Below are 24,735 nucleotides of genomic sequence, written 5' to 3'. Positions count from 1 at the left end.
TCATCACCTCGGGCGGTCGAGGGGCTGCATCAGCATGTCGGCGAGCCGTTCGCGCGTGACGCGTTCGGTGCTGGGGGCGTGCTGGGTCAGGAACAGGGCGTTGAGCAGCTGGTCGGCGGCGACGACCTCGCCGGGCTCGCGGTGCAGGAAACGCTGGATGAGCTCCTCGCCGTCGGTGACGGCGTCGTCGCCCAGGTGCGCCCGGACCATCGCGGTCAGCTGCTCCTCGCCCGGCGGTTCGAGGTCGAGCTGGATGCAGCGGCGCAACAGGGCGGCGGGGAAGTCCCGTTCGCCGTTGGAGGTGAGGACGATCAGCGGGAAGGTGGTGCAGCGCACCCGGCCGCCGGTGATCACCGCGCGGCCGCCGTCGTCCGTGCCGACCTCGACCTCGGGCTCGCGGTCGGCGATCCGCTCCAGCTCGTGGAGGGTGAACTCGCCCTCCTCCAGCACGTTCAGCAGGTCGTTGGGCAGGTCGAGGTCGCTCTTGTCGAGCTCGTCGATGAGCAGGACGCGGGGCTGCCCGGCGGGCAACAGGGCCGTGCCGAGCGGGCCGAGGCGGAGGTACGAACCGATCGAGCGCCGCTCGCCGACGTCGGCACCGGCCCGCTCCAGCTGGACGTCCTGGAGGCGGGCGATGGCGTCGTAGTGGTAGAGGCCGTCGCGGAGGGCGGAACGGCTGACGATGGGCCAGCGCAACACCCGCCCCAGGCCCAGCTCGTGGGCCACGGCGTGGGCCAGGGTGGACTTGCCCGTCCCGGGGCTGCCGGTCACGAGGAGGGGGCGGCGCAGGTAGAGGGCGGCGTTGACGGCCTCGACCTCCTCGGGGCGCGGATGGTGGTTCTCCACCAGGCGGCGCTGCACCCCCAGGCGGCGGGCCGCGCTGGGATCGGTGGCCGCGCCGGTGTCGGGGCCGGCCGCGGCGAAGTCCCTCCAGGGCGGTGGCGGCGGCAGCCGCCGGATGCCGTCGTGCGGCAGGCCGGCTCCCCGGTAGATGCGCCAATCGTTCACACTGGGCTCCTCGTTGCCGGTGTGGCTCCCGCGGCCTGCTCCGCCCCGGCCCCCACGCTTTCGCCGCTCGCGCTCGTGCTGCTCGTGCTCGTCCCGCTCGCGCTTGTGCCGCTCACGCTCGTCCCGCTCGCGTTGGTGCCGCTCGCACTCGTGCCGCTCACGCTCGTGCCGTTCCCCGGACGAAGGTACCGGTCCGGATGGGGCCTGACGACCGGTACCGTCCCTCTCTGTCGCTTCCCTGTCGCCCGCTCCGCCACACCGTCATATCCCCTGCCCCGGCCGCGGTCCCGGCGCCGTCAGCGGCGGGGGCGACAGCGTCGGATCCTCCGGCGAGTCCATGAGCAGGGCGATCGACTGCGCCCACCGGGCGTCCTCGTCGGGGGACTCGGGGTCGGCGCAGCGTATGCGGAGGCTGCGCAGTCTGCGGTGGAGCCCCTCCGCCGTGGTGGCCTCGCACACCAGTCGGGACGCCTGCTCGTGGAACTCCTCGCAGTCGTCGTGCTCCCCGGTACAGCACCGCCAGATGACGACGGCGTGCCCGGCGGCGAGGGCGGCCTCCAGCGCCATAGCGCCGGGGCCCTGGGAGACGGGGCCGCAGTAGACCGGGACGGCGGACGGGTCGGTGTCCACGAACCGGGCGTACGCCGCGTGCCGGCTCTCCCTGCGGCGCGCGTCGTGGCCGGGGACGGGCACCTCCCCGCGCAGCGGCACGGCCGTCATGGGCCCCCGGTCCGTACCGCGCCAACGGGTGTGCCACTCCGGGAAGGCGGGCCGGTCCCGGCGCCGCCGGTCGCGCACGACGACGACGCGGCGCTGCCCGAGCGGCAGGGCGTGCGGGTCGAAGACGTCGTCCCCGGCGCCCGGCGGGGTGAGCCGCCAGGAGGCCACCGGCTCGTCGAACAGCTCGCGCGGCAGCACCACTTGGAGCGCGGCCAGATGCTCCCCGACGTCGCTCTGTCGCAGCGCCTCGGCGATCGGCTCGCGCAGCGCCTCGCGCAAGCCGGCCCGGGGGACGCCGCGGGTGTCGTCGCACAGCGGGGTCACCCGGTTGTTCTCCCCGAGGAGCTTGATCCGCCACGGGTAGAGGTCCCCGTACATCAGGGGGTCGATCTCCACCAGGACGTCGGCACGGGCGCGGCCGGCGTCCTCCTCGGTCTCCACCGGGCCGAAGCGGACCTTGTCGAGCGAGACCTTGTCGCCGACGGGGCGCCGGTCCGGCTCGGCGAAGCCGTCCGAACCGCCGTGCAGCAGGCGGTGGATGTCCTTGCGGACACCGTCGCGGAGCTGGTCCGCCTGGATGATCAGCCAGTCGGCCAGACCGCTCAGCGGCCTCCGGTCCGCCGCGTGCCCGAGCCCGCTGACCGCCGCCGCGACCCGGGCCGCGTACAGCAGGACGGCCTCCAGCTCCAGGTCCCGGGGCGGGCCGTCGGGCCGCTCCGGGACGTCGGCGGCCCCGTCGCGCAGGTCGTAGAGCAGGCCGACGCCCTCGCGCCAGGTGCGCGGGTCGTGCTCGACGCCGGGCTGGTAAGGGTCCTGGAGCACCCGGGACTTGACCTCGTCGACCAGGGTCATCACCTGACCGGGGCCGTCCGGCTGGGTCAGCTCGGCCAGGCGCGCGAAGAGCTGGGCCCGCAGGACGGGGGTGAACCCCCCGGCGGCGCGCGGCCGTTGCAGTCCCGGCCAGCCGCCGGCGCCGAACGAGCGGTAGCGCTGCAGGTGATAGCGGTCGTGGGCGCGGACGACGGTGTGCAGCAGCGCGCGGCCCGGGCGCTCGTTGGCTATCGCGCGCAGGGCGGTGACGGGGACGGCGAGGCCCGCGGTGCCCTCGCCGCGGCCCTTGCTCACGCCGATGACCGCGCCCCGGCCGGTGTCCAGCACCGGCCCGCCCGAGCAGCCCGCCACCGGGATCTCGCCGCGCAGCAGCATCGCCCCGCCGCCGGCGTCCCCGCCGGTGGCGGTGCCGGTGCCGTAGCGCCAGCCCAGCTCGCCCGTCTCGCGCGACCAGCCGTAGAGCGCGACGGGGGCGGGGACGACCGCCGAACGGTCGCTCAGCCAGAGGCACTCGGCGTCGGCCGCGTCCTCCACCTCGACCAGCGCGAGGTCGGGCAGCGGCCAGCGGCCCGCCGGGGCGCCGCCGGGGCGCGGGGGCGGCAGCGCGAGCACGACCCGGCCCGGGCGGGTGCGCTCCCGCCGGGTCCCGGCGTCGAAGGCCGTGACGTCGAAGGCCGCACCGCCCTCCAGCACGTCGCCGCCTCCGTTCCCCACGACGTGGGCGCAGGTCAGGACCCAGCCCGGGGCGATGAAGAAGCCGCTGCCCCAGAACCGGGTGTCCTCGTCGTCCTGCCCGGCGCCGGGGGCCGAGATGCGGACGACGGACCGGCGCACGGTGCTCTCGTGGGGGCTCAAGGAGCGCTGGGGGTCACGGGTGTCCCGGGGGCGCCGCCGCCTGCGTCGTCCTCCCCCGGTCCACCCTCCGTCCAGGTCAGCGTCACATTGACGGACGCCTTGCCTCCCCCGTCGGCGATCATGCTGATGACCTGCCCCGACTGGGCGGAGAGCTCGATGCCGAACTCGACCCTGACCTCCTGCGGGCGCGCCGCCGCGAGCCCCATCCGCAGCGAGCCGACGACCCCGCGCACCACGTCCGACATGCCGCTCGCGAGCTGGGCGACCCGGCGCGTGGCGCTGGAGTCCTGATATCCGCTGGAGTCCTGGTAAGCGCCCCCGCTCCCGCCCCCGTCCGCGTTTCCGCCCCGCGGGCGCAGCTCCTGCGCCTCGCTGATCCGGGCCCAGACGACCGTGCCGTCGTCGAGCCGCACCTGGGTGATCCCGTCCGTCACGTGCCCCGTCCCCCCGTCGTCCGGTGCACCCCGAGGGTGCAGCCCCGTGATGATGCAGCAGGCTAGTCCTCGGGTCTGACAGACGCGAGAGGCCATGGCCAACGCCGCCGCCTATCCTGGGGCTCGCGGAGATCTCCGGACACCTCCCGGACTTCCCCGGACTCCCCCGGAGATCCCTGCGGACCCTGAATCCCCCGTACCGACCGGCACGACACGACCGGCACGACCGGACACGACGGCCGGAACTACCCCAGACGGAGAGAGCGTTGTACTTCACCGACCGCGGCATCGAGGAGCTGGAGAACCGACGGGGCGAGGAGGAGGTCACCCTGGGCTGGGTGGCCGAGCAGCTGCGCACCTTCGTGGACCTCAACCCCGACTTCGAGGTCCCGGTGGAGCGGCTGGCGACGTGGCTGGCGCGCCTCGACGACGAGGACGACGAGTAGGACGCCGCGCGGTAAGTGCACGGTGGCGCTCCTCAGGGGGCGCGCAGTAGCCCCCTGAAGCGCACTCCGGCTTACGCGCGCCCCGCGCGCCACCGGTCGTAGAGGAGCGTCAGCGCGCCGTCGGCGACCAGCGCGACGCCGGCCGCCCGCCATCCCCGCCGCTCCGACCCGCGCGACCAGACGAGCAGCGCCGCCCCGAGGGCGACCTCGGCCGTCCCGAGCGCCCGGGCCCGCGGCCCGCGCGTCCAGACGCCCAGGGCCCCACGCTCCGCCGCCCGCCATCCCGGCCAGTCCACCGGCTCGGCCCCCGGCAGCGCCCCGGCCGCCTCGCACAGCCGCCCGGCGCTCAACCCCGGGACGAGACCGGGCCCGAGGTGGAGGCCCGCCCGGGCCAGGACCGCGACCAGGCCGAGCACCCGCGCGGACGCGTCCGCGCCGTCCGCACCGCCGTCCTGCTGGATCAGCCGGTCGAACGCCGCCGCGTCCAGCACCGGGTCGAGGCCGAGCCGGGCCCGCAGGGCGGTCATCGCCTCCTGCCCGCCCAGCGGGGTGCCGTCCGCGAGCCAGGTGTGGCCGACCGTCCGCCGGAAGCCCGCCGCCACCACGAAGCCCGCCCCGTCCGCGTCCCACCACAGGCCGACGACCGGCCAGTTGCCGTCCACGGTCAGCGCGTGCGCCCAGTCCGCCGTCACCGCGGCGAGGTTGGTGCCGTTGTCGCGCCAGGACTCCTCCGCGGGGACCAGGGCGCTCCACTCCTCCCCCGCCGGGGCCATCAGCAGCGGCCGCCGCAGGAGCTGCGCGGAGGGGCGTACGCGGTCGGGCGCGGCCCGGCAGAGCAGCAGGATTCCCGCGGCGGGGGTGTGCGCGGGGGTGTGATCGAAAGCGGACATGCGTCCACGCTATGCCACAGCGCCGCCGCTTGACTTCACACATCCGCGATATATCGTGTCTTCCAGAGACGCGATAAGACGCGATACGTTGCCCGGACGCCGGGCCGTCCCCACCGCCCCGGAGGGACCCCGCCGCGTCCCCGCTCCCGAGGAGGCCCGTGATGCCGACGCCGTCGGAGTGGTCGCTGACCGCACCGCAGAAGCTCACCTTCGAGGAACCGGTCACGGCGCTGAACGTGCGCCTGGTCAACGGCACCCTCAATATCGTCGGCACCGACTCCGGCCCCGCCCGGCTGGAGCTGTCCGCCGTCTCCGGACCACCGCTGCGCGTCACCCTTGAGGACGGCCGGCTGACCGTCGGATACGAGGACGTGCCCTGGCGCGGCCTGCTCGCCTGGCTCGACCGCTCGGGCTGGCAGCGCACCCTCACCCTCACCCTGGCCGTGCCCACCGCCACCCGGGTCGAGGCCGGCGTCGTGGGCGCCGCCGCCGTCGTCTCGGGCGTCACCGGCGCCACGGACGTCCGCGGCGTCACCGGCGACGTCACGCTCGTCGCCCTCACCGGACCGGTCCGGGCGGAGAGCGTCTCCGGAGCGCTGGAGGCCCAGTCCCTCGGCGGCGACCTCCACTTCAACTCCGTCTCCGGCGACCTGACCCTCGTCGAGGGCCGCGGTGGCGCCGTCAAGGCCGAGACCGTCAACGGCAGCATGGTCATCGACCTCGCCGCCGCCTCGGGGCCCGCCGGCACCGCGCTGGACCTCACCACCGTCTCCGGCGACGTCGCCCTGCGGCTGCCCTCCGGGACGGACGCCGACGTGGCCGCCACCACCGCCACCGGCGCGGTCTCCTGCGCCTTCGAGTCCCTGACCGTCCAGGGCCACTGGCCTCCCCGGCGCATCACGGGCCGGCTCGGCCGGGGCGGCGGACGGATCAAGGTCACCACGGCCTCCGGCGCGCTCGCCCTGCTGCGCCGGCCCGAAGCGACCGAAGCGCCCGAAGGGAAGGTCCTGTAATGCCCCCCGTCTTCGCCCACGGCCGGCTGCGCCTCTACCTGCTCAAGCTGCTCGACGAGGCGCCGCGCCACGGCTACGAGATCATCCGCCTGCTGGAGGAACGCTTCCAGGGCCTGTACGCGCCGTCCGCCGGCACCGTCTACCCCCGGCTCGCCAAGCTGGAGGCCGAGGGCCTGGTCAGCCACGCCACCGAGGGCGGCCGCAAGGTCTACTCCATCACCGACGCCGGCCGCGCCGAACTCGACGCCCGGCGCGGCGAACTGGCCGAGCTGGAGCTGGAGATCCAGGGCTCCGTCGCCGCGCTCGCCGCCGACATCCGCGAGGACGTCCGCGGCGCGGCCGGCGAACTCCGCCGCGAGATGCGCCGGGAGATGCGCGAGACGGCGGCGTCCGCCGACCCCTTCGCCGCCTTCGCCGCCGCGAAGGAGGAGTGGAAGGAGCAGGCCCGCCGCGCCAAGGAGGACAGCCGCCGGGCCCGCCAGGAGGCCCAGCAGGCCCGCCGCCAGGCACGGCGCGTCCAGGAGGACGCGCGGGACGAGGTGCTGCGCATCAAGGAGCGCGTCCAGGAGCAGGTGCGGGAGCACACGCGGCGGGGGGACTGGCCGACGGGGCTGGTGGAGGGGGTCAACGCGCTGGCCCGGGAGCTGGGTTCGCTGGCGGGGGGGCGGCCGGCGGCCGCGCCCTCCGCCCCCTCCGCCCCCGAGTGGGGATCCGTGGACGATTCCGGGTCCGCGGACCCGGGGCGCGATCTCGACCGGCTCCTCGACCGGTTCCGCGACGAGATCCGCGATGCGGCGCGGGATCATGGGGTGACCGCCGAGCAACTGGCGGAGTGCCGGGGGTATTTGGCGGAGGCGGCGGGGCGGGTGGGGGCGGTGTTGCGGGGTTAGCCCGCTTCGCGGGGGAGTTTGCCCCTGTCCCGCCCTTTCACCGTTTCTTCCGGGGGAGACCCCCGGGCCCCCATTCGCCCTTCGGGCGAAGTCCTCAAGCGCCGGACGGGCTATTCAGCCCGTCCGGCGCTTGAGGACAACCCGCGCGGAGCGCAAAGAAACGGTGAAAGGGCGGGACCGGGGCACAATCCCCACCCACCACCATCACCCGCACCACCACCCCCGCCCGAACCGCCCGCAAGAACACCCGCCCCCGCTCCCCCCGCCGCACCACCACCGGCCCGCTCACCTCAACCCGCTCACCGCCCACGAACAGCTCCGTCACACCCGCCCCCGAAGCCACGTACTCCAACCGGAACCGCCCCGCCTCATACGAGGCGACCCGCACCACCCCCGCAACAGCCACCGCATAAGGCTCAACCGTCCGCCCCTTGTTGGGCCGGAACCGCCCGTCCTCCCCCACCGCGCAATACCCACCCCCATAACACCACTCCCACCCCGCCCACCCGCTCCCGTACCGCCCCAACGACGCCAGCGCGTCCGCGTAGTACCGCGCCATCCCGGGCAGCGAACTGTCCGGCGGCCCCCACTCCCCCACCACCACCGGCACCCGCCGCTCCCGCGGATACCGCACCACCGCCGCCTCGTACGCCTCGATCCAACGAACCGCCGGATCGTAATCCGCACCCGTCTCCATCGCCGTGTTGTAGAAGTGCGGCGCGTAGACGACCCTCCCGGCCGGGTCGTGCACACGCCCCAGGGCCGTCGGGACACCCTCCCCCACCACCGGCGTCGGCTCGACGAAGAGCCAGTGCCGCCGGTCCGGGTCGGCGGAGCGAACAGCGGCCGCCAGCCGGTCGTACATTGGCGTCACCTGCGTGGACTCCACGCGCCGCGCCGCGTCCGGCAGTTGTTCCCCCGGCCGCAGCTTCCCCATCGGCTCGTTGATCAGGTCGTAGCCGAACACCGCCGGGTGGCGCCCCAGCCGCCCCGCCAGCACCTGCCACATGCGCTCCTGCGCGCGTCGCAGGTCCGCGTCCTCGTAGAGGTGCTCGAAGGCGGCCTGGACGCCGGGCTCGTAGTACTCGGCGAACCAGTCGTCGGGGTGCGGCCGCCACGGCAGCCCGTCCGTCCGCGTCGCCCACTCGGGGATGCCGCGGTGACCGCCGAACGCGGGCCCGTAGACGTCCTGGTGGGCGTCGACGACGACGCGGATCCGGTACCGCTCCGCCCAGTCCAGCACCCGCTCGATCTTCCGCAGATAGCGCTCGCTGTACCGGCCCCGCCGCGGCTCCAGATCGTCCCAGAACACCGCGAGCCGCGTGAAGCCGAAGCCGCGGTCGGCCATGTCCCGCAGATGGCGCTCGGTGATGCCGGACAGGGCCGCGTCGCCGCGGTGGGTCTTGTCGGCGAGGTTCCAGCCGCGCAGGGTCAGGGTCCGGCCGCGCCCGTCGGTCAGCGGCGGGATGCCGTCACCGGGCGCGGCAGCGGAAACAGGAGCAGCAGAAACAGGAGAGGTCAGCAGTACCAGGACGAGGACAAGTCCCGCGCCCCACAGGCGTCTCGACCGCATCCCACGGTCATACCGTCAGCACGACCTTCCCGAACAGCTCGCCCCCGGCCATCTTTTCGAGCCCCTCGCGGACCCGGTCCAGCGGCAGCACCGAGTCGATCACCGGCCGTACGCCGGTGGCCGCGCAGAAGGCCAGCAGGTCGGCCAGTTCGTCCTTGCTGCCCATCGTCGAGCCGACGACCTTGAGTTCGAGGAAGAAGATGCGGGTGAGCTCGGCGGCCGGCGGGTTGGGGCCGCTGGTGGCGCCGGAGATGACGAGGGTGCCGCCCGGTTTGAGGGACTTGACCGAGTGCGACCAGGTCGCCGCGCCCACGGTCTCGACGACCGCGTCCATCTTGAGCGGCAGCCGCGCGCCCGCCTCGAACGCGGCCTCGGCGCCGAGCTCGACGGCGCGGCGCCGCTTGGCCTCGTCCCGGCTGGTGGCGAAGACCCGCAGCCCGGCGGCGGCGCCGAGCACGATCGCCGCGGTGGCCACCCCGCCGCCGGCCCCCTGCACCAGGACGCTCTGGCCGGGCCGGACGCCCGCGTTGGTGAAGAGCATCCGGTACGCGGTCAGCCAGGCGGTCGGCAGACAGGTGGCCTCCTCGAAAGAGAGCTCCTTCGGCTTGGGCAGCAGGTTCCAGGCAGGGACGGAGACCCGCTCGGCGAACGTGCCCTGGTAGCGCTCGGTGAGCAGGGAGCGCTTCTCCCCCGGGGCGATGCCGTGGCCGGTCTCCCCGATGACCGAGTGGACGACGACCTCGTTGCCGTCCTCGTCGATCCCGGCGGCGTCGCAGCCGAGGATCATGGGGAACGCGTCCTCGGCGATCCCCACCCCGCGCAGGGTCCACAGGTCGTGGTGGTTGAGGGAGGCGGCCCTGACGGTGACGGTCGTCCAGCCGGGGCGCCGCTCGGGCTCGGGGCGGTCGCCCAACTCGAGTCCGGCGAGCGGCTGATCGCGGTCGATACGGGCGGCGTAGGCGGCGAACATGATCCGAACCTAGCCCCGCACGCCGTTCACCGTCCAGAGTGCGCTCCCGCAACGGCCGTATCCGCGGCCGGAGGTGACCCGTCCTCGTTGACCGCCCGCGGCCCCGCGGGGTTGGCTGCCCCGGTTCGCACCGATGCGCCTCCCTGGAGGGAAAATCATGCGCCTCAGACGAATTGCCGTGTTTGCTGCGACCCTTGGGGCCTGCGTGACGGCCTTACCCCTCTCCTCGGCGGACGCGGGAACCACCGCACGCCCGCGCATCGAGCGGGTGAGCGTCGCCGCGGACGGCACCCAGGGGAACGGCGGTTCGTACGCGCCGGTGATCAGCGCCGACGGCCACTACGCCGCCTTCCGCTCCCGCGCGCGCAATCTGATCCCCGGCGCGCCGAACGCCACCACGCTCTACCTCAAGGACCTGCGGACCGGGGCCGTCGAGCAGGCCAACGTGGCGAAAGACGCCGATCCCGACCTGCGTTGGGTGTACGAGTTCTCGCTGAGCGCCACCGGCCGGTACGTCGCCTTCTCCTCCACCGCCGAGGAGAACGGGCCCGGCCACGTCCTGGACAAGCACATCTACGTCCGGGACCGGCTGACGGGACGGACCGAGCCCCTCCTGGGGGCGGAGAACCGGAAGGGCCGTGCGACATCCCCCGCGATCAGCGCCGACGGCCGCTATGTCGCCTTCGCCTCCGACCGCACCGACCTGGTCCCCGGGGGAGGCACCCGCCAGTGGGACGTGTACCTGCGGGACCGTTGGAAGCACACCACCCGGCGGGTGAGCGTCGCCTCCGACGGCAGCCGGGCGAACCAGCTGTCCGACTCACCGGTGATCAGTGCCGACGGCAGCAGGATCGGCTTCGAGTCGCTGGCCGACAACCTGGGTGCGGCGAGGCTCCACTCCTGGCCCGAGAGCAGCCTCTACGTCCACGGCATGCGCACCGGACGCACCCGGCCGGCCGCCGTGACCCGGGACGGCAAGGCGGCCTCCACGGTGCTCGAGGCGAGCATCAGCCCCGACGGGCGGTACGCGGCCTTCGCCACCGGCACGCCCGGCATCGTGCCGGGCCCCGGCCATGACACCGTCGTCTGGGACTGCTACGTCAACGACCTGCGCACGGGCTCCGTCCGACGGGTGAGTCTCGCCCGGGACGGCTCCCTGACCGACGGCGACTGCTCCCACCCGGTGATGAGCCCCGACGGCCACCGGGTGTTCTTCACCTCGGACGCGAAGAACATCGTTCCGGGCGGGTCCAACGGCCGGCGAGGCGTCTTCGTCAAGGATCTGCGCACCGGCGCCGTCGAGCGGCTCGACGTCTCCGCCGAGGGGGCCCAGGGCAACGGCGGTGCGGGCAGCATCGCGGTCGACCGGTCCGGTCGGCGCCTGCTCTTCGACAGCTGGGCGGACAACCTCGTCCCCGGCGACACCAATGACTCCGGGGACGTCTTCCTGCGCCGCCTTCCCTGAACGGCCGGGGGCCGGACACCCCTCCGGGCGTCCGGCCCCCTCATCCCGTACGCCTCAGCGGCGCGCGACGCCGTCCCGGCGTGCCGCCGCGGCGACGGCCGCCGTCACCGCGGGAGCGACCCGCTCGTCGAACGGCGACGGAATGACGCACTCCGCGCTCAGCTCGTCGGCGACCACCGCCGCCAGCGCCTCCGCCGCCGCCAGCTTCATCCCCTCGGTGATGCGCGAGGCGCGCACCTGGAGGGCGCCGGCGAAGATGCCGGGGAAGGCGAGGACGTTGTTGATCTGGTTCGGGAAGTCCGAACGGCCCGTCGCGACGACCGCGGCGTACTTGTGGGCGACGTCCGGGTGGATCTCCGGCGTCGGGTTGGCCATCGCGAAGATCAGCGCGTCCTTCGCCATCGTCGCCACGGCCGGCTCCGGGATCGTCCCGCCGGAGACGCCGATGAAGACGTCCGCGCCGGACAGGGCGGACTCCAACGAGCCCGACAGGCCCGCCTTGTTGGTGAAGCCGGCCAGCTCCCGCTTGACGTCGGTGAGGTCGTCCCGGTCGGCGGAGACGATCCCCTTGCGGTCGCACACCGCGACGTCGCCGATGCCGGCCTCGATCAGGATCCGGGCGATGGCGACACCGGCGGCGCCCGCACCCGAGATGACGGCGCGCAGGTCACCGAGGCCGCGCCCGGTGAGCTTCGCCGCGTTGCGCAGGGCGGCGAGGGTGACGACGGCGGTGCCGTGCTGGTCGTCGTGGAAGACCGGGATGTCCACCCGCTCCTGGAGCCGGCGCTCGACCTCGAAGCAGCGCGGCGCGGAGATGTCCTCCAGATTGATACCGCCGAAGGACGGCGCGAGGCGGGCGACGGTGTCGACGAGCTCGTCGACGTCGCGGCAGTCGAGCGCGAGCGGCACCGCGTCGACGCCGCCGAACTGCTTGAAGAGGATGGCCTTGCCCTCCATCACGGGGAGGGACGCCTCGGGTCCGATGTCGCCCAGGCCCAGGACCGCGCTGCCGTCCGTGACCACGGCCACGACCTGGGACTTCCAGGTGTAGTCGTGGACGAGCTCCGGCTGTTCCGCGATCGCGCTGCACACCTTGGCGACGCCCGGCGTGTAGGCGAGGGACAGGTCGTCCTTGTCCCGCACGGGCACGGTCGCCACGACGGCCATCTTGCCGCCGCGGTGGAGCGCGAAGGCCGGATCGAAGGGCTCGTCCGTGCCTCCTTCGCCGCCGGCGCTCTCGCTGCGAGGGTTGACGATCTCCGCTGCCACTTTATTAGACCCCTTTGTCGTAATTTCCATCGAGGGTAGCCGCCCCTGGATCGCGGGGCAGGATCGGGCATGCGTCCACCACCCGGCCCCGCGGTGGTCCGCGGAGCGGGACGGCCGCGCCACGTGGGGCGCGGCCGGGGTGGTGCGGACACGCGGGCGCGCCGCACAACGCGCCCTGAGCCCCGGGTATGGGGTGTAACCGCTCTTTCTACCGGATGAGCGCTACGGCCGACGAGTGAGCATCGGGAGTTGTGGGCCACGGCACGCGCAGGTCTGCGGGAAACCGGTGTCAACTGGTGCTCCCTGTCCAGGGAGTGAGACGTGGAGCCCGTGAGATGCGTCTCGCTCAAGATCCCCACCGAAACGGTCACCGGTGCTCCACAAACCGAACAACCCGCTCCAGGACCAGCGCCATCCCGTTATCCGATTTTGACATTGCGGGCCCCCCGAAGGGTGTAGTCCAGATGGCAAGATGCCCCAAACACCCGAGGTCGCGGCAGCCGGAGAACTGTGCTCACGGCCACGGGAGGCAGATCGTGTGAATCCCTTGTGAAGAGTCGGCTATCCCCTCACCCGCAGGAGGAACCAGCAATGACCGCAAGCACCACCACTCGCCCGGCAGCCGCCAGGAACCGCTCGGCCGCCGTCGGCGCGATCGCGGTCGCCGGGGCCCTCGCCCTGCTGCTGTCGGGCTGCGGCGACCAGACCAAGAACCACCCCAAGGACGGGGACTCCGGCTCCGCGGGCGCCTCGGCCCCGCTCTTCGACAAGCTGCCGCAGTCGGTCAAGAGCTCCAAGGTCGTCCGGGTCGGCTCGGACATCGCCTACCCGCCCGTGGAGTTCAGGAAGGACGGTAAGACCGTCGGCATGGACCCGGACATCGCCGAGGCGATCGGCAAGCAGCTGGGTGTCCGCTTCGAGTTCAACAACGCAACGTTCGACACCCTGGTCGCCGGCCTCCGCTCCAGGCGCTACGACATCGCCATGTCGGCCATGACGGACACCAAGGACCGCCAGAACGGCATCGACCCGGACACGAAGAAGTCGGTGGGCAAGGGCCTCGACTTCGTCGACTACTTCCAGGCCGGCGTCTCGATCTACACCCCCAAGGGCAAGACCCAGGGCATCAAGGGCTGGTCCGACCTGTGCGGCAAGAAGGTCGTGGTGCAGCGCGGCACGGTCTCGCACAACCTCGCCAAGCAGCAGTCCGAGAAGTGCGGGGACGACAAGAAGATCTCCATCGAGGCCTTCGACACCGACATCCTCGCCCAGACCCGGCTGCGCAGCGGCGGCGCCGACGCCGCGGCCAGCGACTTCCCGGTCGCCGCCTACGCCGTGAAGACCTCGGGCGGCGGCAACGACTTCGAGATCGTCGGCGACCAGGTGGAGGCCGCCCCGTACGGCATCGCGCTCGACAAGGACCAGGCCCAGCTGCGGGACGCCATCAAGGCGGGTCTGGACAACATCGTCAAGAACGGCGAGTACGCCAAGATCCTCGAAAAGTGGGGCGTCCAGGCAGGGGCGGTCAAGGAGGCCAAGATCAACGGTGGTTCCTGACCTCGCCCTTGCCGCTCGCTGAAAGGCCCTCTCCATGACCATAAACACCGACAAGGCCCAGGATCCCGGGGACGAGCGGCCAGCCGCCACGACCACCGCTCCCGAGGCCCTCAAGGCCATCCCCGTACGCCACTTCGGTCGCTGGGTGGCGGCGGTCGCGGTCCTCGCCGTACTCGCCCTGCTGGTCAACGCGTTCGCCCAGGGCAAGCTCAACTGGGGCGCGGTTCCCGACTACTTCTTCAACGCGGACATCCTCAAGGGCGTCCGGAACACCATCACCATCACCATCCTGTCGATGGTGCTGGGCGTCGTGCTCGGCATCATCCTGTCGGTGATGCGGCTCTCCAAGAACCCGGTCACCTCGACCGTCGCATGGTTCTACATCTGGTTCTTCCGCGGCACGCCGGTCTACGTCCAGCTGCTGCTCTGGTTCAGCCTCGGCCTGGTCTTCGAGTACATCAACCTCGGGCCGATCTACAAGGACTACTGGTCGTCCTTCATGACCCCGTTCCTGGCCGCCCTGCTGGGCCTCGGCCTCAACGAGGCCGCCTACATGGCGGAGATCTGCCGGGCCGGCATCCAGTCGGTCGACGAGGGCCAGACCGAGGCCGCGCACGCGCTGGGCATGAGCCACGGCAAGACGCTGCGCCGGGTGGTACTGCCACAGGCGATGCGGGTCATCGTGCCGCCCACCGGCAATGAGTTCATCAACATGCTCAAGACCACCTCGCTTGTCATCGCCGTCCAGTACTACGACCTCCTTCAGGCGGCCACCAACGTGGCCCAGACCTCAGGGGCCACGGTCGAGATGCTCTTCGTCGCCTCCGCCTGGTACCTGGTGCTCACCAGCGTGCTCAGCGTCGGCCAGTACTACCTTGAACGGCGCTTCGCGCGCGGTTCGTTGCGGCAGCTGCCGCCGACACCCCTACAGAAGGTCAAGGCTTCCCTCAGCACGTTCCGCCGCCCGGAGGTGGCCCGATGACCGCAACGGCGATGGTGAAGGCCGAAGGCGTCCACAAGTCCTACGGCCCCGTCCAGGTCCTCAAGGGCATCGACCTCGAGGTCGCCCCGCGCGAGGTGTTCTGCCTGATCGGCCCGTCCGGCTCGGGAAAGTCCACCTTCCTGCGCTGCATCAACCACCTGGAGAAGATCAACGGCGGCCGGCTATACGTGGACGGCGAGCTCGTCGGCTACCGCCAGCAGGGCAACAAGCTCTACGAGCTCAAGGACCGCGAGGTCGCCGCCCAGCGCCGGGACATCGGCATGGTCTTCCAGCGCTTCAACCTGTTCCCGCACATGACGGCCGTGGAGAACGTCATGGAGGCGCCGGTCCAGGTCAAGCGCGAGACCAAGTCGGTGGCCCGGGAGCGGGCGCTGAAGCTGCTCGACCGCGTCGGCCTGGCGGACAAGGCGGGCAACTACCCGTCCCAGCTCTCCGGCGGCCAGCAGCAGCGGGTGGCCATCGCCCGGGCACTGGCCATGCAGCCCAAGCTGATGCTCTTCGACGAGCCGACCTCCGCGCTCGACCCGGAGCTGGTGGGCGACGTGCTCGACGTGATGCGCTCGCTGGCCGAGGAGGGCATGACGATGATCGTCGTGACCCATGAGATGGGCTTCGCCCGGGAGGTCGGCGACTCGCTGGTGTTCATGGACAACGGCGTCGTCGTCGAGGCGGGCAACCCCCGGGACATCCTGACCAACCCGCAGCACGAGCGCACCAAGTCCTTCCTGTCCAAGGTGCTGTGACGGCTGGGGCATCCGCGGCGGCGGTGTACGGACGACGTGTTGTCCGTACACCGCCGTCCGCCGTTGCCGCCCCCGGAACAGGGTGTAATACCCTTCCCTGAACAACATCCATTACCGCTTCGCGCCCGGCACCCCAGGGCCGACCGCAGAAGGACCCCCACGTGGAACTGTCCGCCTACTCGGACTACGCCGTCCGCCTGGTCAACTCCGAAGAGCCGGCACGCGGCACCGACGTCCTGACCTCGGTGGAGTCGGCCCGCGCCGTCCTGTTCGACCCCGGCTCGCAGCTGGCCCGCCGGCTCACGGACGGCGACGTGACCCGGCTGCGCGGCGTCCGCACCCGGCTGCGCGCCGTCTTCGAGGCGGCGGCCGAGGGCGACGAGGTACGGGCCGTGGACCTGCTCAACGCGCTGCTGATGGAGTTCCCCGTCAGCCCGCAGATCTCGGGCCACCGCCACCGGGACGAGGACGGGCGTCCCCTGTGGCACATGCACATCGCCGACCACGCCGCCAACTCGGCGGCCGGCTACACGGCGACGGCCTGCATGGGCCTGGCCGTACACCTCACCGAGCTGGGCGTGGACCGGCTGGGCATCTGCCAGGCCGCGCCGTGCCGCAACGCCTACCTCGACACCTCGACCAACCGCTCGCGCCGCTACTGCTCCGACCGCTGCGCCACCCGGGCGAACGTCGCCGCCTACCGGGCCCGCAAGCGCCGCGAGAGCACCGGCCCCAGCAGCCCCGGGGAGCGCACCGGCCGCACGGCCGACGCCAGCCAGGACAGCACCGCACCCGCCGAACGCTGACCGGACCGCGGCGGCGGCCGCAGCCGCACCCAGGCCCGGGCCACGACGAGCTCGTCGGGCACCGCCCCGAACTCCCGGCTGTCGTTCTCGACGAGGGGGTTGTCCCCCGTCACCCACCAGCCGCCGTCGCGCCGCTCCACGGCGCGCTTGACGATCAGCAGGTCCTGCCGGAAGGGGTGCCGGAGCACCACCACGTCCCCCGGCCGGACGCTCGCGCCGTACTGGACGACCAGCTGGTCGCCCGGGTTCAGGGTCGGGACCATCGACGGGTTGTAGACCTCGGCCAGCCCGATCCGCAGCAGTCCGCGACGCTCACGGTCCAGCCCCGTACCGCGTTCGTCCAGTCGCTCCTGCACCTCGGCACCTCACTCCCGGTCCGTCGTTCGGTCTCCAGCCTGACACCCGCCTTTTGTCCTAGGCCCCCCCGGGGCGCCCGGGAAAAGCCTTCCCGCACCGAGTAATCTCGCACCTGAGAAGACGATCACGAGGAAGGACAGCCACCACTATGCTCTCCCGCCTGTTCGCCCCCAAGGTGAAGGTCAGCGCCCACTGCGACCTCCCGTGCGGCGTGTACGACCCGGCCCAGGCCCGCATCGAGGCCGAGTCGGTCAAGGCCGTCCAGGAGAAGTACCAGGCCAACGAGGACCCCCACTTCCGCGCCCGCGCCACCATCATCAAGGAGCAGCGCGCGGAGCTGGCCAAGCACCACGTCTCGGTGCTCTGGAGCGACTACTTCAAGGCCCCGCACTTCGAGAAGTACCCCCAGCTGCACCAGCTGGTCAACGACACCCTGAAGGCCCTGAGCGCCGCCAAGGCGTCGACCGACCCGAAGACGGGCGAGAAGGCGCTGGAGCTCATCGCCGAGATCGACCGCATCTTCTGGGAGACCAAGAAGGCCTGATCCGGTCGGGTCGCACGTGCCGCACCCGGTCCGCAGGGCCCCGATACGGGGGCCGGCGGGCCGGGTGCGGTCTTCTTCGCCCGGCCACAGGTACGCGTAGATCCGCGGCGCGATGACGAATGACGGCGGATGCGCGGCCGAGGGCCAGCCGCACCTGCTTGACGCTCGCCCCACCTGCGGGGCCCGGCGGGCACAGGCCGCCCGTACAGGCCCTTCGCTACACCCCCGCAGGGGACGACGCGGCCTCCCTGTCGTGTCGGCGGTTGAGGGAGCGGAGCTCCTCGACACGAACGTGGACGTCGTCGGCGAGGATGCGGCAGGGGTCGGGGCGGGGTGGTGCCTCGCCCCGGCAGGGGCGGCAGATGCCGCCGGGGAGGGCCTCGGTGGTGCCGGGGTCGCGGCAGACGACGCACTCCAGGAGGAGGTGCGGCCGTGAGGGGGCGGCGATCTTCTCGGGCGGGATCTTGTCGGTGAGCCGGCGGCGGACGAAGCCGGCCGCGTGGTGGACTCCCTCGGGCGGCAGCCCGCAGGTCAACGTCCGGACGAACTCGTCATCACCGACGCCGCGTTCGAACCACGGCTCGGCGAGCGGCGCGAGGGCCGCGCAGTCGGCGGCGGACAGCGTCAGCCGGGGCTCGGTGCGGCCGAGGGTGGCGAGCAGGCGGTACGCGCGGGAGCGGGGCCGCTCGGGCGCGGGAGCGGGAGCCGGGGCGGCCGCCTCCGGGGCTTTCACAGGGGCGGGAGCGACGTCCCCCGTCCGTACCGCCTCCCACCAGGCGTCGTCGCGCGGTGTCCGGGAGAAGAAGGTCCGCGTCACCCAACGCGAGCTGCCGTCTTCACTCTTGAGGTGCTCGGTGAACCGCCGCAGGTGACCGGCCTCGGCGAGCCGCCGCAGCGCCGTCAGGCAGGCGGCCTGCCCGTATGCGGGCAGCTGGGCGGCCAGGGACTTCCCGTCGATCGCCGCGCCCTCGGGCAGCCGGTCGATGAAGGCGGCGATCGACGCCTCGCGGGGCGGGAGGTGCGCGAAGTTGTCCTTGCGGCGGGGTGCTTGGGCGGGCGCGGATCGCTTGCCGAAGCCGGGGCGGGCCATGCGGGGCGCGTGCGCGGGGAACGGGGCAAGGCTAGGGTAGGCGTCAGCCATCGTGATCGACTGCTTTCGATCTCGTCGGTGAGACCCCGGTCCTGGTGTTGGTAGCACCGGCCGGGGTCGCTTGTTGCTGCGCACGCTAGGGCCTGGCGACGCCGTGTCGCAACCCGGCTACGGAACGCGAACTCACCGTGGTATACGCGCGCTTGAGCGCGCGCACTCGCGCCGCACGGGGTCGGGTGGGCGGGTTCCATCGCCCAAGCACACTGCGCATATGGATAGTCACGAGTGTGGACGTGCGCCGATAATCGGTCGTGAGGGCCTGTTGCGGCTGGTCATGGTGGCCGAGCGGCTGGAGGGCCGTGGCGAGGGGGTCGTGGCATGTGCGACGGAGGTGATGTCGGCCCCAGAGGACTGTGCGGCCGGCGTCGGACGAGAGGGTGTGGGCCGGGCTGCCGGAGGTGAACCGGCAGGCGGTGGTGCGGCAGTTGGCGAAGCTGGCTGGCCGCGTGATGTCGACCGCTGCGGCGCCGGGTGAACGGGGCCGGTCATGACAGCGGTGATGCCCTGGGAGAGGGCTGACAGTAAGGTGACCGACCGTCACCTCCTGCGTCTCGCGGCGGTCTATGTCCGTCAGTCCACGCGGCAGCAGGTCCTGGATCATCAGGAGTCGACGCGGCTGCAGTATGCGCTGGTGGACCGGGCGGTGAGGCTGGGCTGGGAGGCGGACCGGGTCCTGGTGATCGACGACGACCAGGGGATGTCCGGGGCGAGTGCGGTGGCCCGGACCGGTTTCCAGCGGCTGGTCACTGAGATCGGCCTGGACCACGTCGGCCTCGTGCTCGGTATCGAGATGTCCCGTCTGGCCCGCTCGGGCAAGGACTGGTACCAGCTCATCGAGTTGTGTGCCCTGTCGGGGGCGGTGCTGGCGGACACCGACGGGGTCTACGACCCGGCGGACTACAACGACCGGCTGCTGCTCGGGCTCAAGGGCACGATGAGCGAGGCCGAACTCCACCTGATCAAGCAGCGGATGTGGAACGGACGCATCAACAAGGCCCGCCGCGGCGAACTCACCTTCCCGCTGCCCTCCGGCTATGTCCGCCGTCCTTCGGGCGAGGTGGTCTTCGACCCGGACGAGCAGGTGCAGACCGTCATCCGCCTGGTCTTCGCGCAGTTCGAGCGGATCGGCACGCTGCACGGGATGCTCCGCTACCTCGTCGACCACGACATCCAGCTGGGCATCCGGCTGCGCGAGGGTCCGGACAAGGGCACCCTGGAATGGCGGAGGCCGAACCGGATGACCCTGCAGACCCTGCTGCACAACCCCGCCTACGCCGGCATCTACGCCTACGGCCGGCGCCGGGTCGACCCACGCCGCAAGGACCCCGCCCGCCCCAGCACGGGCCGGGTCGTCCAGGCAAGGGACGAATGGCTCGTGATGGTCCCCGACGTGCTCCCCGCCTACATCACGGTGGCCCAGTTCGAGGCGAACGAGGCGAAACTCGCCGCCAACCGGGCCCGCGCCGAGACCATGGGCGCCGTCCGCAACGGGCCCGCTCTCGCGGCCGGGCTGGTCTTCTGCGGCCGCTGCCACCGCCGCGTGATCGTGCGGTATCACACCCAGGAGAGCAAGGCCGTCCCGGAGTACGTGTGCTCCCGGGAGGTCACCAACTACGGAGCCGCCAGGACCTGCCAGCTCCTGAACGCGGCATGCGTGGACCGCTTCGTCGAACAGCAGGTCCTGGCCGCGCTCACGCCCGCCGCCGTCGAGGTCTCGCTCCAGGCGGCTGACCAGGTCATGTCCGAGCGGGCCGAACTGGAGAAGCTGTGGGCCCAGCGGCTGGAGCGGGCCGAGTACGAAGCCGACCGGGCCCGCCGCTGCTACCACCTGGCCGAACCCGAAAACCGCCTGGTCGTGCGCCAGCTGGAGAAGGAATGGGAGACCGCGCTGGCCAGCCAGCAGAAACTCCGCGAGGAACACGCCCGCTTCACCCGCACCAGCCCGCGAACCCTCACCCCCGCCGAGCGCCGGACCATCACCACTCTGGCCGGTGACATCAACGGGCTGTGGCATGCGAAGACGACGACGGTCACGGACCGCAAGGAGATCATCCGCGCGATCGTCGACAAGGTCGTCGTCACCGTGGCCGGCACCACCGAACGCGTCACCGCGGTCATCGTCTGGGCGGGCGGCGCCACCACCTCCGGCGAGCTCGTCCGCCCGGTCCAGCGGCTCGACCAACTGTCCTACTACCCACAGCTGACCAGCCGGATCAGGGAACTCGCAGGCCAGGGCACCGGCGCCAGCGGGATCGCCGACCGCCTGGAAGCCGAGGGCTACCGCCCGGCGAAGGGCGGCAAACGGATCACCGCGACCACCATCCGCAACCTCATGCGCCGTCTCGGCTGCCCGGCAGGCCGTGTCCACCGCCACCGCCCCGCACTTCCCGGCGAAGGCCCCGGCCCGGACGAATGGTGGCTCAAACACCTGGCCGCGGAACTGGACATGACCACCTCCACCCTCTACGCCTGGATCAACCGAGGCTGGATCACCACGCGCCGCGAGAGCTCCTGGCCGCACCGGCTCATCGCTCACGCCGGCCAGCAAGAACTTGCCGAACTGCGGGAACGACGGACTCGCCCGCCCGGCTGGTACAGCCGCCGCCTCTGGACCGAGAACGACAACACGCCAGCCGATCCGCATCCATGAGTGCAGTGTGCTTGACACGTCTCAACAACCCACCATTCCTTATAGGGAGCGCTCGGATCCCGCCGCCCGGACCCCGGAACTCAAGTGCCGTTGGCCAACACTGAATTCACCATTCGTCGAGGCAGTCCGCGAGGTGCCGACACATGCGGCCGAGCCTCCGCATATATGCGACGGCCGAGCACACCGCCCTCCAGTTCCGAACATGCCCGATCAAGCACGCAGTTCCATTCCGGACGCTCCTGCAGCGCCCGGCGCACCGTGTCCCGGATCGTCACAAGGTCCGGAACTGGCATCACCACCCAGCCGAGCAGGCGCGCACAAGCGGCACGCAGGCGAAGCACCGTCAGCGGCATACCGCCCATGTCCACCGTGCCGCCGCTGCCTACAGCCGCAACGGGCTGCCCGCCCGGCCGTCTCCGCTTCACGGGGCGTGCGGCCGGGCGGGGGTCTCAGAGGGTCGCCCTCTCGTGCTGCGGCTCCTCGCCGGCTGCCGGAAGCGGTGGGATCTCTCGCTTCCCCTCGTTCAGCTCCAGGCGGCGCACAAGGGCCACGTCCTCAAATGTCCGGGCGAACGTCGGGTGCCCGCGCATCCCCATGTGCGTCATCATCGCCAGATCAGCCGCCCTGAGGTCCGCCGTCGGCGCGAGCGTCCACGAGCATCCGACGCTCATGCACCGTGCCGTCAAGGTGGTCTCACTTCTGGGGTGGGCGCTGATCCTGTGCTGAACGGGCTTCGCCACAGCATCCGGCAGGCTCATGGGCGCTTCCCGACCGGCGATCCCAGCGTGCGGGCCGTCTTCAACTCAGCCTCCGTGGGCTCACGCAGCTTGTCGGGCGGACAGTCCCATTCCCTGCCACCGCCGACCGGTCGCAGCTGTACGTGCGGGCCCTCGCTGCCCATGCGCTCCCCGAGCCGGTTCGTCCGGGTGTCCACCGCGTACCGTCCGCTGCTCATATCGTCAGCCTCCGCATTCGTTTCCTGCACGGATAGCCAACATCCGCAGACCTCCAGCGGGTAGCTTCCGAAGTAGTGGTGAACCGTGGTGAATCCACCACGCCTGTCGATCATTTGGACGGTCGCAGTGAAGAATCCGAACACGAAGCTCGCCGACTGGATCGGTCGTTCGAGATGGACGAACGGTGAACTCGCCCGTCAGGTTCGCTCTCGTGCCGCAGAGTGGGGACACGCCCATGTCTCCTCCGACACGTCCAGCGTTCGACGCTGGGTGTCCCTCGGGGAAGTGCCCCGACACCCGGTGCCGGCCATCCTCGCCGACCTCTTCTCGGCGCGCTTCGGATATCGGGTCACGACCTACGACCTCGGCCTTGGTGAGTCACCGGACGTTGACCAGGCGCTCAACTACAGCTCATCGTGGGCTGTGACGGTCGAGGCGGTCACCGAGCTAGGGAGAGCGGACGTGGACAGGCGGAGTTTCCTCGCGGGGACACCCTTCGCTGCAGTCTCAGCAGTAGGGCCGTCCCGGGACTGGCTCCTCAACACCCTTGATCAACAACCTGAACCTGGGCCCCAAGTCCGTCTCGAAGACGTGACAGCCGTGAAGAACATGTTCGGCGCATTCCAAGAGATGGACATTTTCCAAGGGGGCGGGAGCGGTCGGCTCGCGCTCGCGGCCTACATGAACCAGCATGTGTACCCGCTGCTGCGCCGGACCCACACCGAGGATGTGAGGCATGCGCTGTGCTCGGCCGCCGCCGAGCAGACCTACCTTCTGGGATGGATGGCCTTCGACTCCGGTGAACACGGCACAGCACAGCGGTACTTGATCCAGGCTCTTCGCCTGGCCGAAGAGTCCAAGGACCCGGCGCTCGGCGCGCACGTGCTCGCGGGCATGGCGGACCAAGCGACGCTGCTCGGGCATCCCGACGAGGGGAAGCGCCTCGCCCAAGCCGGTCGACAGGGACTCATCCGCACCAACTCCCGTGCCTGCCTCGCAGACTTGTGGACACTCGAAGCCAGGGCTCACGCTGTGCTCGGCGACAAGAAAGCCACCGTGCACGCCATCAACCAGGCAGAGCAGAGCTTCGCCAAGGTGGACGCGGCCAAGGAACCCGAATGGGCCAAGTTCATCGACCCCGCATACCTCGGCGGCGAGTGGGCCAACGCCTTCCGGGACATCGACCGGCCGGATCATGCCGAAGAACACGCCCGCACCTCCATCGCGCACGCCCGCAAGCAGAACCGGGCCCGCCGCGGGGCCATGTCCCAAGCGGCCCTCGCTGTCACCCACTTGCAGCGCCGGGACCTCGAAGCCGCCCATGCGGCAGGAGTCCGCACACTCGACCTCGCCCGCCGGGTGAAGTCGTCCCGCAGCGTGGAAGCCGTACAGGATCTGCAGCGGCGCATGATCCCCTTCGGTAAGCACCCTCTCGTGGCCGACTTCAACGAGCGGGCCCGGGTCCTCCAGGCGGCCTGAGAGCATGCACTTCCCCAAGCCCTCGGCTCCGCTCGAGCAGGGGAGACCCCGATCCCGGCCGACGAAGGGACCACCGTGGCTCAGCCGAACGCCCTCAAGCCCGCCCTCGGATCCATGACCTTGCTGGTCGCCGCTGTCATCGTGCACGACAAGGCCGCCAACCGCGTCGTCCTCCTCCAGCGGAGCGAGAACGCGAAGTTCGCCCAGGGCATGTGGGACCTCCCCGTGGGCAAGAGCGAACAGGGCGAGCCGATCACGGAGACAGCTGTTCGTGAGCTGCACGAGGAGACCGGCCTGACGGTCAAGCCCGACTCCCTCAAGGTCGCCCACATCATCCACGGCGCCTGGGGAGTCGAAGCCCCCACGGCTTCCTCACCGTCGTCTTCGCCGCCCACGAATGGACCGGCGAGCCCGAAAACCGAGAACCACGGAAGCACTCCCAAGTCCGCTGGGTCGGTGCCGACGCCATCCCCGATGACTTTGTGGACACCACCGGAAGCGCCCTCCGCCGATATCTCTCCGGGGGGCCAGAGGTCTCTCTGGATGGCTGGCGTTGACGTGGGGCCCGCCAGCGCATGCGGGACCTCGGAGTCGTTCGGCACGGTACCGGCATCCTCGCCCAACCGGCAGGAGTGAGCCCCGGGGCCGCCGGCCGGACCCGGCGTCCACCCGGGGAGGGCGCCTGTTCCCATGATGCTCCGGCTCCTACGACGCTCCGGAAATGATCCAGACCGTGAGCGGGCAGAGAACCACCGCCGACACCGCGAACTGCACCCACGCACCGGCCGAGAGCCTGTTCTCCGGACGCTCCCCATGGGCGGCCAGGTCGTGGAACTTCACCCTCAGTTCGCGCCTGCGGCCGAGGAAGCCCAGCACGAACAGCAGGATGACGGACGAGTAGAACGCGAGCGACACCTCGGAATTCGCCCCCTTCACCACGGAGTTCAGGGTGAAGAGCCCGGCCATAAGCACCGGCATGAGAGAAATCTGAATGCGAAGCCGGCCCTTGGGGGTGACCGGAACAAAACAGGCCCAGAACACCAGGGTTACCCCTGCGGAGAAGATCCACCAGGCGCACAAGGGGATGGAGGGCGGCTGCATGTTGTTTTCCTTTGCCCTGTGGGGC

Annotated in this window: 23 protein-coding genes and 1 pseudogene; 12 read left to right on the top strand and 12 right to left on the bottom strand. The window is 71.5% G+C overall.

The annotated features are described in order from the left end of the window. Positions 1-3 precede the first annotated feature (3 nt). From AB8735_RS25170 to AB8735_RS25160, 3 genes are all read right to left on the bottom strand, one after another. Positions 4-1,008, bottom strand: coding sequence for a MoxR family ATPase (locus AB8735_RS25170; protein WP_344032357.1), 1,005 nt, complete (start codon positions 1,006-1,008; stop codon positions 4-6). A 261-nt stretch (positions 1,009-1,269) separates the two neighbouring features. Beyond that, positions 1,270-3,414, bottom strand: a complete 2,145-nt coding sequence (locus tag AB8735_RS25165) for a trypsin-like peptidase domain-containing protein (protein ID WP_372409530.1) — start codon at positions 3,412-3,414, stop codon at positions 1,270-1,272. Continuing rightward, positions 3,411-3,848: a CU044_2847 family protein gene (locus tag AB8735_RS25160; RefSeq protein ID WP_372409528.1), complete on the bottom strand. Its 438-nt coding sequence runs from the start codon at positions 3,846-3,848 to the stop codon at positions 3,411-3,413. Before AB8735_RS25160 ends, AB8735_RS25165 begins: the two co-directional genes overlap by 4 nt. A gap of 266 nt (positions 3,849-4,114) precedes the next feature. Here AB8735_RS25160 and AB8735_RS25155 point away from each other — a divergent pair, with 266 nt between their 5' ends. After that, on the top strand, positions 4,115-4,294 hold the full coding sequence (locus tag AB8735_RS25155) for a DUF6104 family protein (RefSeq protein WP_004937694.1): 180 nt from the start codon (positions 4,115-4,117) through the stop codon (positions 4,292-4,294). A gap of 71 nt (positions 4,295-4,365) precedes the next feature. Here AB8735_RS25155 and AB8735_RS25150 read toward each other — a convergent pair whose 3' ends face one another. Beyond that, the gene (locus tag AB8735_RS25150; protein ID WP_344032350.1) at positions 4,366-5,184 is read right to left on the bottom strand and encodes a hypothetical protein; all 819 of its coding nucleotides are present in this window, start codon (positions 5,182-5,184) and stop codon (positions 4,366-4,368) included. A 161-nt stretch (positions 5,185-5,345) separates the two neighbouring features. Here AB8735_RS25150 and AB8735_RS25145 point away from each other — a divergent pair, with 161 nt between their 5' ends. Together AB8735_RS25145 and AB8735_RS25140 are read left to right on the top strand one after the other, a co-directional pair. Further along, positions 5,346-6,197: a DUF4097 domain-containing protein gene (locus tag AB8735_RS25145; RefSeq protein WP_372409526.1), complete on the top strand. Its 852-nt coding sequence runs from the start codon at positions 5,346-5,348 to the stop codon at positions 6,195-6,197. Further along, a complete protein-coding gene (locus AB8735_RS25140) occupies positions 6,197-7,087 on the top strand; it encodes a PadR family transcriptional regulator (RefSeq protein ID WP_372409525.1) in 891 nt (296 codons plus the stop codon). The genes AB8735_RS25145 and AB8735_RS25140 overlap by 1 nt, the downstream gene beginning before the upstream one ends. 94 nt (positions 7,088-7,181) lie before the next feature. On the opposite strand, the gene AB8735_RS25135 is transcribed toward AB8735_RS25140, so the two are convergent. Both AB8735_RS25135 and AB8735_RS25130 read right to left on the bottom strand, forming a co-directional pair. Further along, complete coding sequence (locus AB8735_RS25135; RefSeq protein WP_372409524.1) at positions 7,182-8,660, bottom strand: glycoside hydrolase family 5 protein; 1,479 nt, start codon at positions 8,658-8,660, stop codon at positions 7,182-7,184. A gap of 7 nt (positions 8,661-8,667) precedes the next feature. Next, positions 8,668-9,630, bottom strand: a complete 963-nt coding sequence (locus AB8735_RS25130; protein ID WP_344030463.1) for a zinc-binding dehydrogenase — start codon at positions 9,628-9,630, stop codon at positions 8,668-8,670. A 205-nt stretch (positions 9,631-9,835) separates the two neighbouring features. On the opposite strand from AB8735_RS25130, the gene AB8735_RS25125 reads away from it, so the two are divergent. Then, entirely contained in the window at positions 9,836-11,095 is a 1,260-nt protein-coding gene (locus tag AB8735_RS25125) for a hypothetical protein (RefSeq protein ID WP_372409523.1), read from the top strand. A gap of 54 nt (positions 11,096-11,149) precedes the next feature. Here the strand turns inward: AB8735_RS25125 and AB8735_RS25120 are convergent, their stop codons facing one another. Beyond that, positions 11,150-12,364: an NADP-dependent malic enzyme gene (locus AB8735_RS25120; RefSeq protein WP_344030457.1), complete on the bottom strand. Its 1,215-nt coding sequence runs from the start codon at positions 12,362-12,364 to the stop codon at positions 11,150-11,152. 591 nt (positions 12,365-12,955) lie between these two features. Between AB8735_RS25120 and AB8735_RS25115 the strand changes: the two genes are divergently transcribed. The 4 genes from AB8735_RS25115 to AB8735_RS25100 all read left to right on the top strand — a co-directional run bounded on the left by AB8735_RS25115 (position 12,956) and on the right by AB8735_RS25100 (position 16,473). Further along, complete coding sequence (locus AB8735_RS25115; protein WP_372409521.1) at positions 12,956-13,921, top strand: ABC transporter substrate-binding protein; 966 nt, start codon at positions 12,956-12,958, stop codon at positions 13,919-13,921. Between the two features lie 34 nt (positions 13,922-13,955). Next, positions 13,956-14,903, top strand: coding sequence for an amino acid ABC transporter permease (locus AB8735_RS25110; RefSeq protein WP_372409519.1), 948 nt, complete (start codon positions 13,956-13,958; stop codon positions 14,901-14,903). After that, positions 14,900-15,667, top strand: coding sequence for an amino acid ABC transporter ATP-binding protein (locus AB8735_RS25105; RefSeq protein ID WP_372409518.1), 768 nt, complete (start codon positions 14,900-14,902; stop codon positions 15,665-15,667). The genes AB8735_RS25110 and AB8735_RS25105 overlap by 4 nt, the downstream gene beginning before the upstream one ends. Before the next feature lie 161 nt (positions 15,668-15,828). Continuing rightward, positions 15,829-16,473, top strand: a complete 645-nt coding sequence (locus tag AB8735_RS25100; protein ID WP_372409516.1) for a CGNR zinc finger domain-containing protein — start codon at positions 15,829-15,831, stop codon at positions 16,471-16,473. On the opposite strand, the gene sodX is transcribed toward AB8735_RS25100, so the two are convergent. Next, complete coding sequence (sodX, locus tag AB8735_RS25095; RefSeq protein WP_372409515.1) at positions 16,365-16,829, bottom strand: nickel-type superoxide dismutase maturation protease; 465 nt, start codon at positions 16,827-16,829, stop codon at positions 16,365-16,367. The genes AB8735_RS25100 and sodX overlap by 109 nt on opposite strands. A 149-nt stretch (positions 16,830-16,978) precedes the next feature. Here sodX and sodN point away from each other — a divergent pair, with 149 nt between their 5' ends. Next, positions 16,979-17,374, top strand: a complete 396-nt coding sequence (gene sodN, locus AB8735_RS25090; RefSeq protein ID WP_004937667.1) for a superoxide dismutase, Ni — start codon at positions 16,979-16,981, stop codon at positions 17,372-17,374. 217 nt (positions 17,375-17,591) lie between these two features. Here sodN and AB8735_RS25085 read toward each other — a convergent pair whose 3' ends face one another. Beyond that, the gene (locus AB8735_RS25085; protein WP_372409513.1) at positions 17,592-18,515 is read right to left on the bottom strand and encodes a hypothetical protein; all 924 of its coding nucleotides are present in this window, start codon (positions 18,513-18,515) and stop codon (positions 17,592-17,594) included. 535 nt (positions 18,516-19,050) lie between these two features. Between AB8735_RS25085 and AB8735_RS25080 the strand changes: the two genes are divergently transcribed. Continuing rightward, a complete protein-coding gene (locus tag AB8735_RS25080) occupies positions 19,051-21,174 on the top strand; it encodes a recombinase family protein (protein WP_372404421.1) in 2,124 nt (707 codons plus the stop codon). 449 nt (positions 21,175-21,623) lie between these two features. On the opposite strand, the gene AB8735_RS25075 is transcribed toward AB8735_RS25080, so the two are convergent. Next, positions 21,624-21,932, bottom strand: a complete 309-nt coding sequence (locus AB8735_RS25075; RefSeq protein ID WP_372409511.1) for a hypothetical protein — start codon at positions 21,930-21,932, stop codon at positions 21,624-21,626. Continuing rightward, entirely contained in the window at positions 21,929-22,129 is a 201-nt protein-coding gene (locus AB8735_RS25070; protein ID WP_344030433.1) for a hypothetical protein, read from the bottom strand. Before AB8735_RS25070 ends, AB8735_RS25075 begins: the two co-directional genes overlap by 4 nt. A gap of 127 nt (positions 22,130-22,256) precedes the next feature. Here AB8735_RS25070 and AB8735_RS25065 point away from each other — a divergent pair, with 127 nt between their 5' ends. Further along, the gene (locus AB8735_RS25065) at positions 22,257-23,609 is read left to right on the top strand and encodes a transcriptional regulator (RefSeq protein WP_372411912.1); all 1,353 of its coding nucleotides are present in this window, start codon (positions 22,257-22,259) and stop codon (positions 23,607-23,609) included. A 114-nt stretch (positions 23,610-23,723) separates the two neighbouring features. Continuing rightward, positions 23,724-24,166 (top strand): annotated as a pseudogene (locus tag AB8735_RS25060) (NUDIX domain-containing protein). A 148-nt stretch (positions 24,167-24,314) separates the two neighbouring features. On the opposite strand, the gene AB8735_RS25055 reads toward AB8735_RS25060, so the two are convergent. After that, positions 24,315-24,710: a hypothetical protein gene (locus AB8735_RS25055; protein WP_372409508.1), complete on the bottom strand. Its 396-nt coding sequence runs from the start codon at positions 24,708-24,710 to the stop codon at positions 24,315-24,317. Between the last annotated feature and the right edge of the window lie 25 nt (positions 24,711-24,735).

The sequence above is a fragment of the Streptomyces luteireticuli genome (assembly GCF_041519305.1).
In the GTDB taxonomy this organism is placed as follows: Bacteria; Actinomycetota; Actinomycetes; order Streptomycetales; family Streptomycetaceae; genus Streptomyces; species Streptomyces luteireticuli.
Note: the sequence above shows the minus strand (reverse complement) of the source record. Positions and strands in the feature narration are given on the sequence as shown.

Bases quoted from the DNA above. Each gene is read 5' to 3' on its own strand.
- AB8735_RS25150 (WP_344032350.1), bottom strand. From the start codon at position 5,184: ATGTCCGCTTTCGATCACACCCCCGCGCACACCCCCGCCGCGGGAATC.
- AB8735_RS25145 (WP_372409526.1), top strand. From the start codon at position 5,346: ATGCCGACGCCGTCGGAGTGGTCGCTGACCGCACCGCAGAAGCTCACC.
- AB8735_RS25140 (WP_372409525.1), top strand. From the start codon at position 6,197: ATGCCCCCCGTCTTCGCCCACGGCCGGCTGCGCCTCTACCTGCTCAAG.
- AB8735_RS25135 (WP_372409524.1), bottom strand. From the start codon at position 8,660: ATGCGGTCGAGACGCCTGTGGGGCGCGGGACTTGTCCTCGTCCTGGTA.
- AB8735_RS25130 (WP_344030463.1), bottom strand. From the start codon at position 9,630: ATGTTCGCCGCCTACGCCGCCCGTATCGACCGCGATCAGCCGCTCGCC.
- AB8735_RS25115 (WP_372409521.1), top strand. From the start codon at position 12,956: ATGACCGCAAGCACCACCACTCGCCCGGCAGCCGCCAGGAACCGCTCG.
- AB8735_RS25110 (WP_372409519.1), top strand. From the start codon at position 13,956: ATGACCATAAACACCGACAAGGCCCAGGATCCCGGGGACGAGCGGCCA.
- AB8735_RS25105 (WP_372409518.1), top strand. From the start codon at position 14,900: ATGACCGCAACGGCGATGGTGAAGGCCGAAGGCGTCCACAAGTCCTAC.
- sodN (WP_004937667.1), top strand. From the start codon at position 16,979: ATGCTCTCCCGCCTGTTCGCCCCCAAGGTGAAGGTCAGCGCCCACTGC.
- AB8735_RS25085 (WP_372409513.1), bottom strand. From the start codon at position 18,515: ATGGCTGACGCCTACCCTAGCCTTGCCCCGTTCCCCGCGCACGCGCCC.
- AB8735_RS25075 (WP_372409511.1), bottom strand. From the start codon at position 21,932: ATGAGCCTGCCGGATGCTGTGGCGAAGCCCGTTCAGCACAGGATCAGC.
- AB8735_RS25070 (WP_344030433.1), bottom strand. From the start codon at position 22,129: ATGAGCAGCGGACGGTACGCGGTGGACACCCGGACGAACCGGCTCGGG.
- AB8735_RS25055 (WP_372409508.1), bottom strand. From the start codon at position 24,710: ATGCAGCCGCCCTCCATCCCCTTGTGCGCCTGGTGGATCTTCTCCGCA.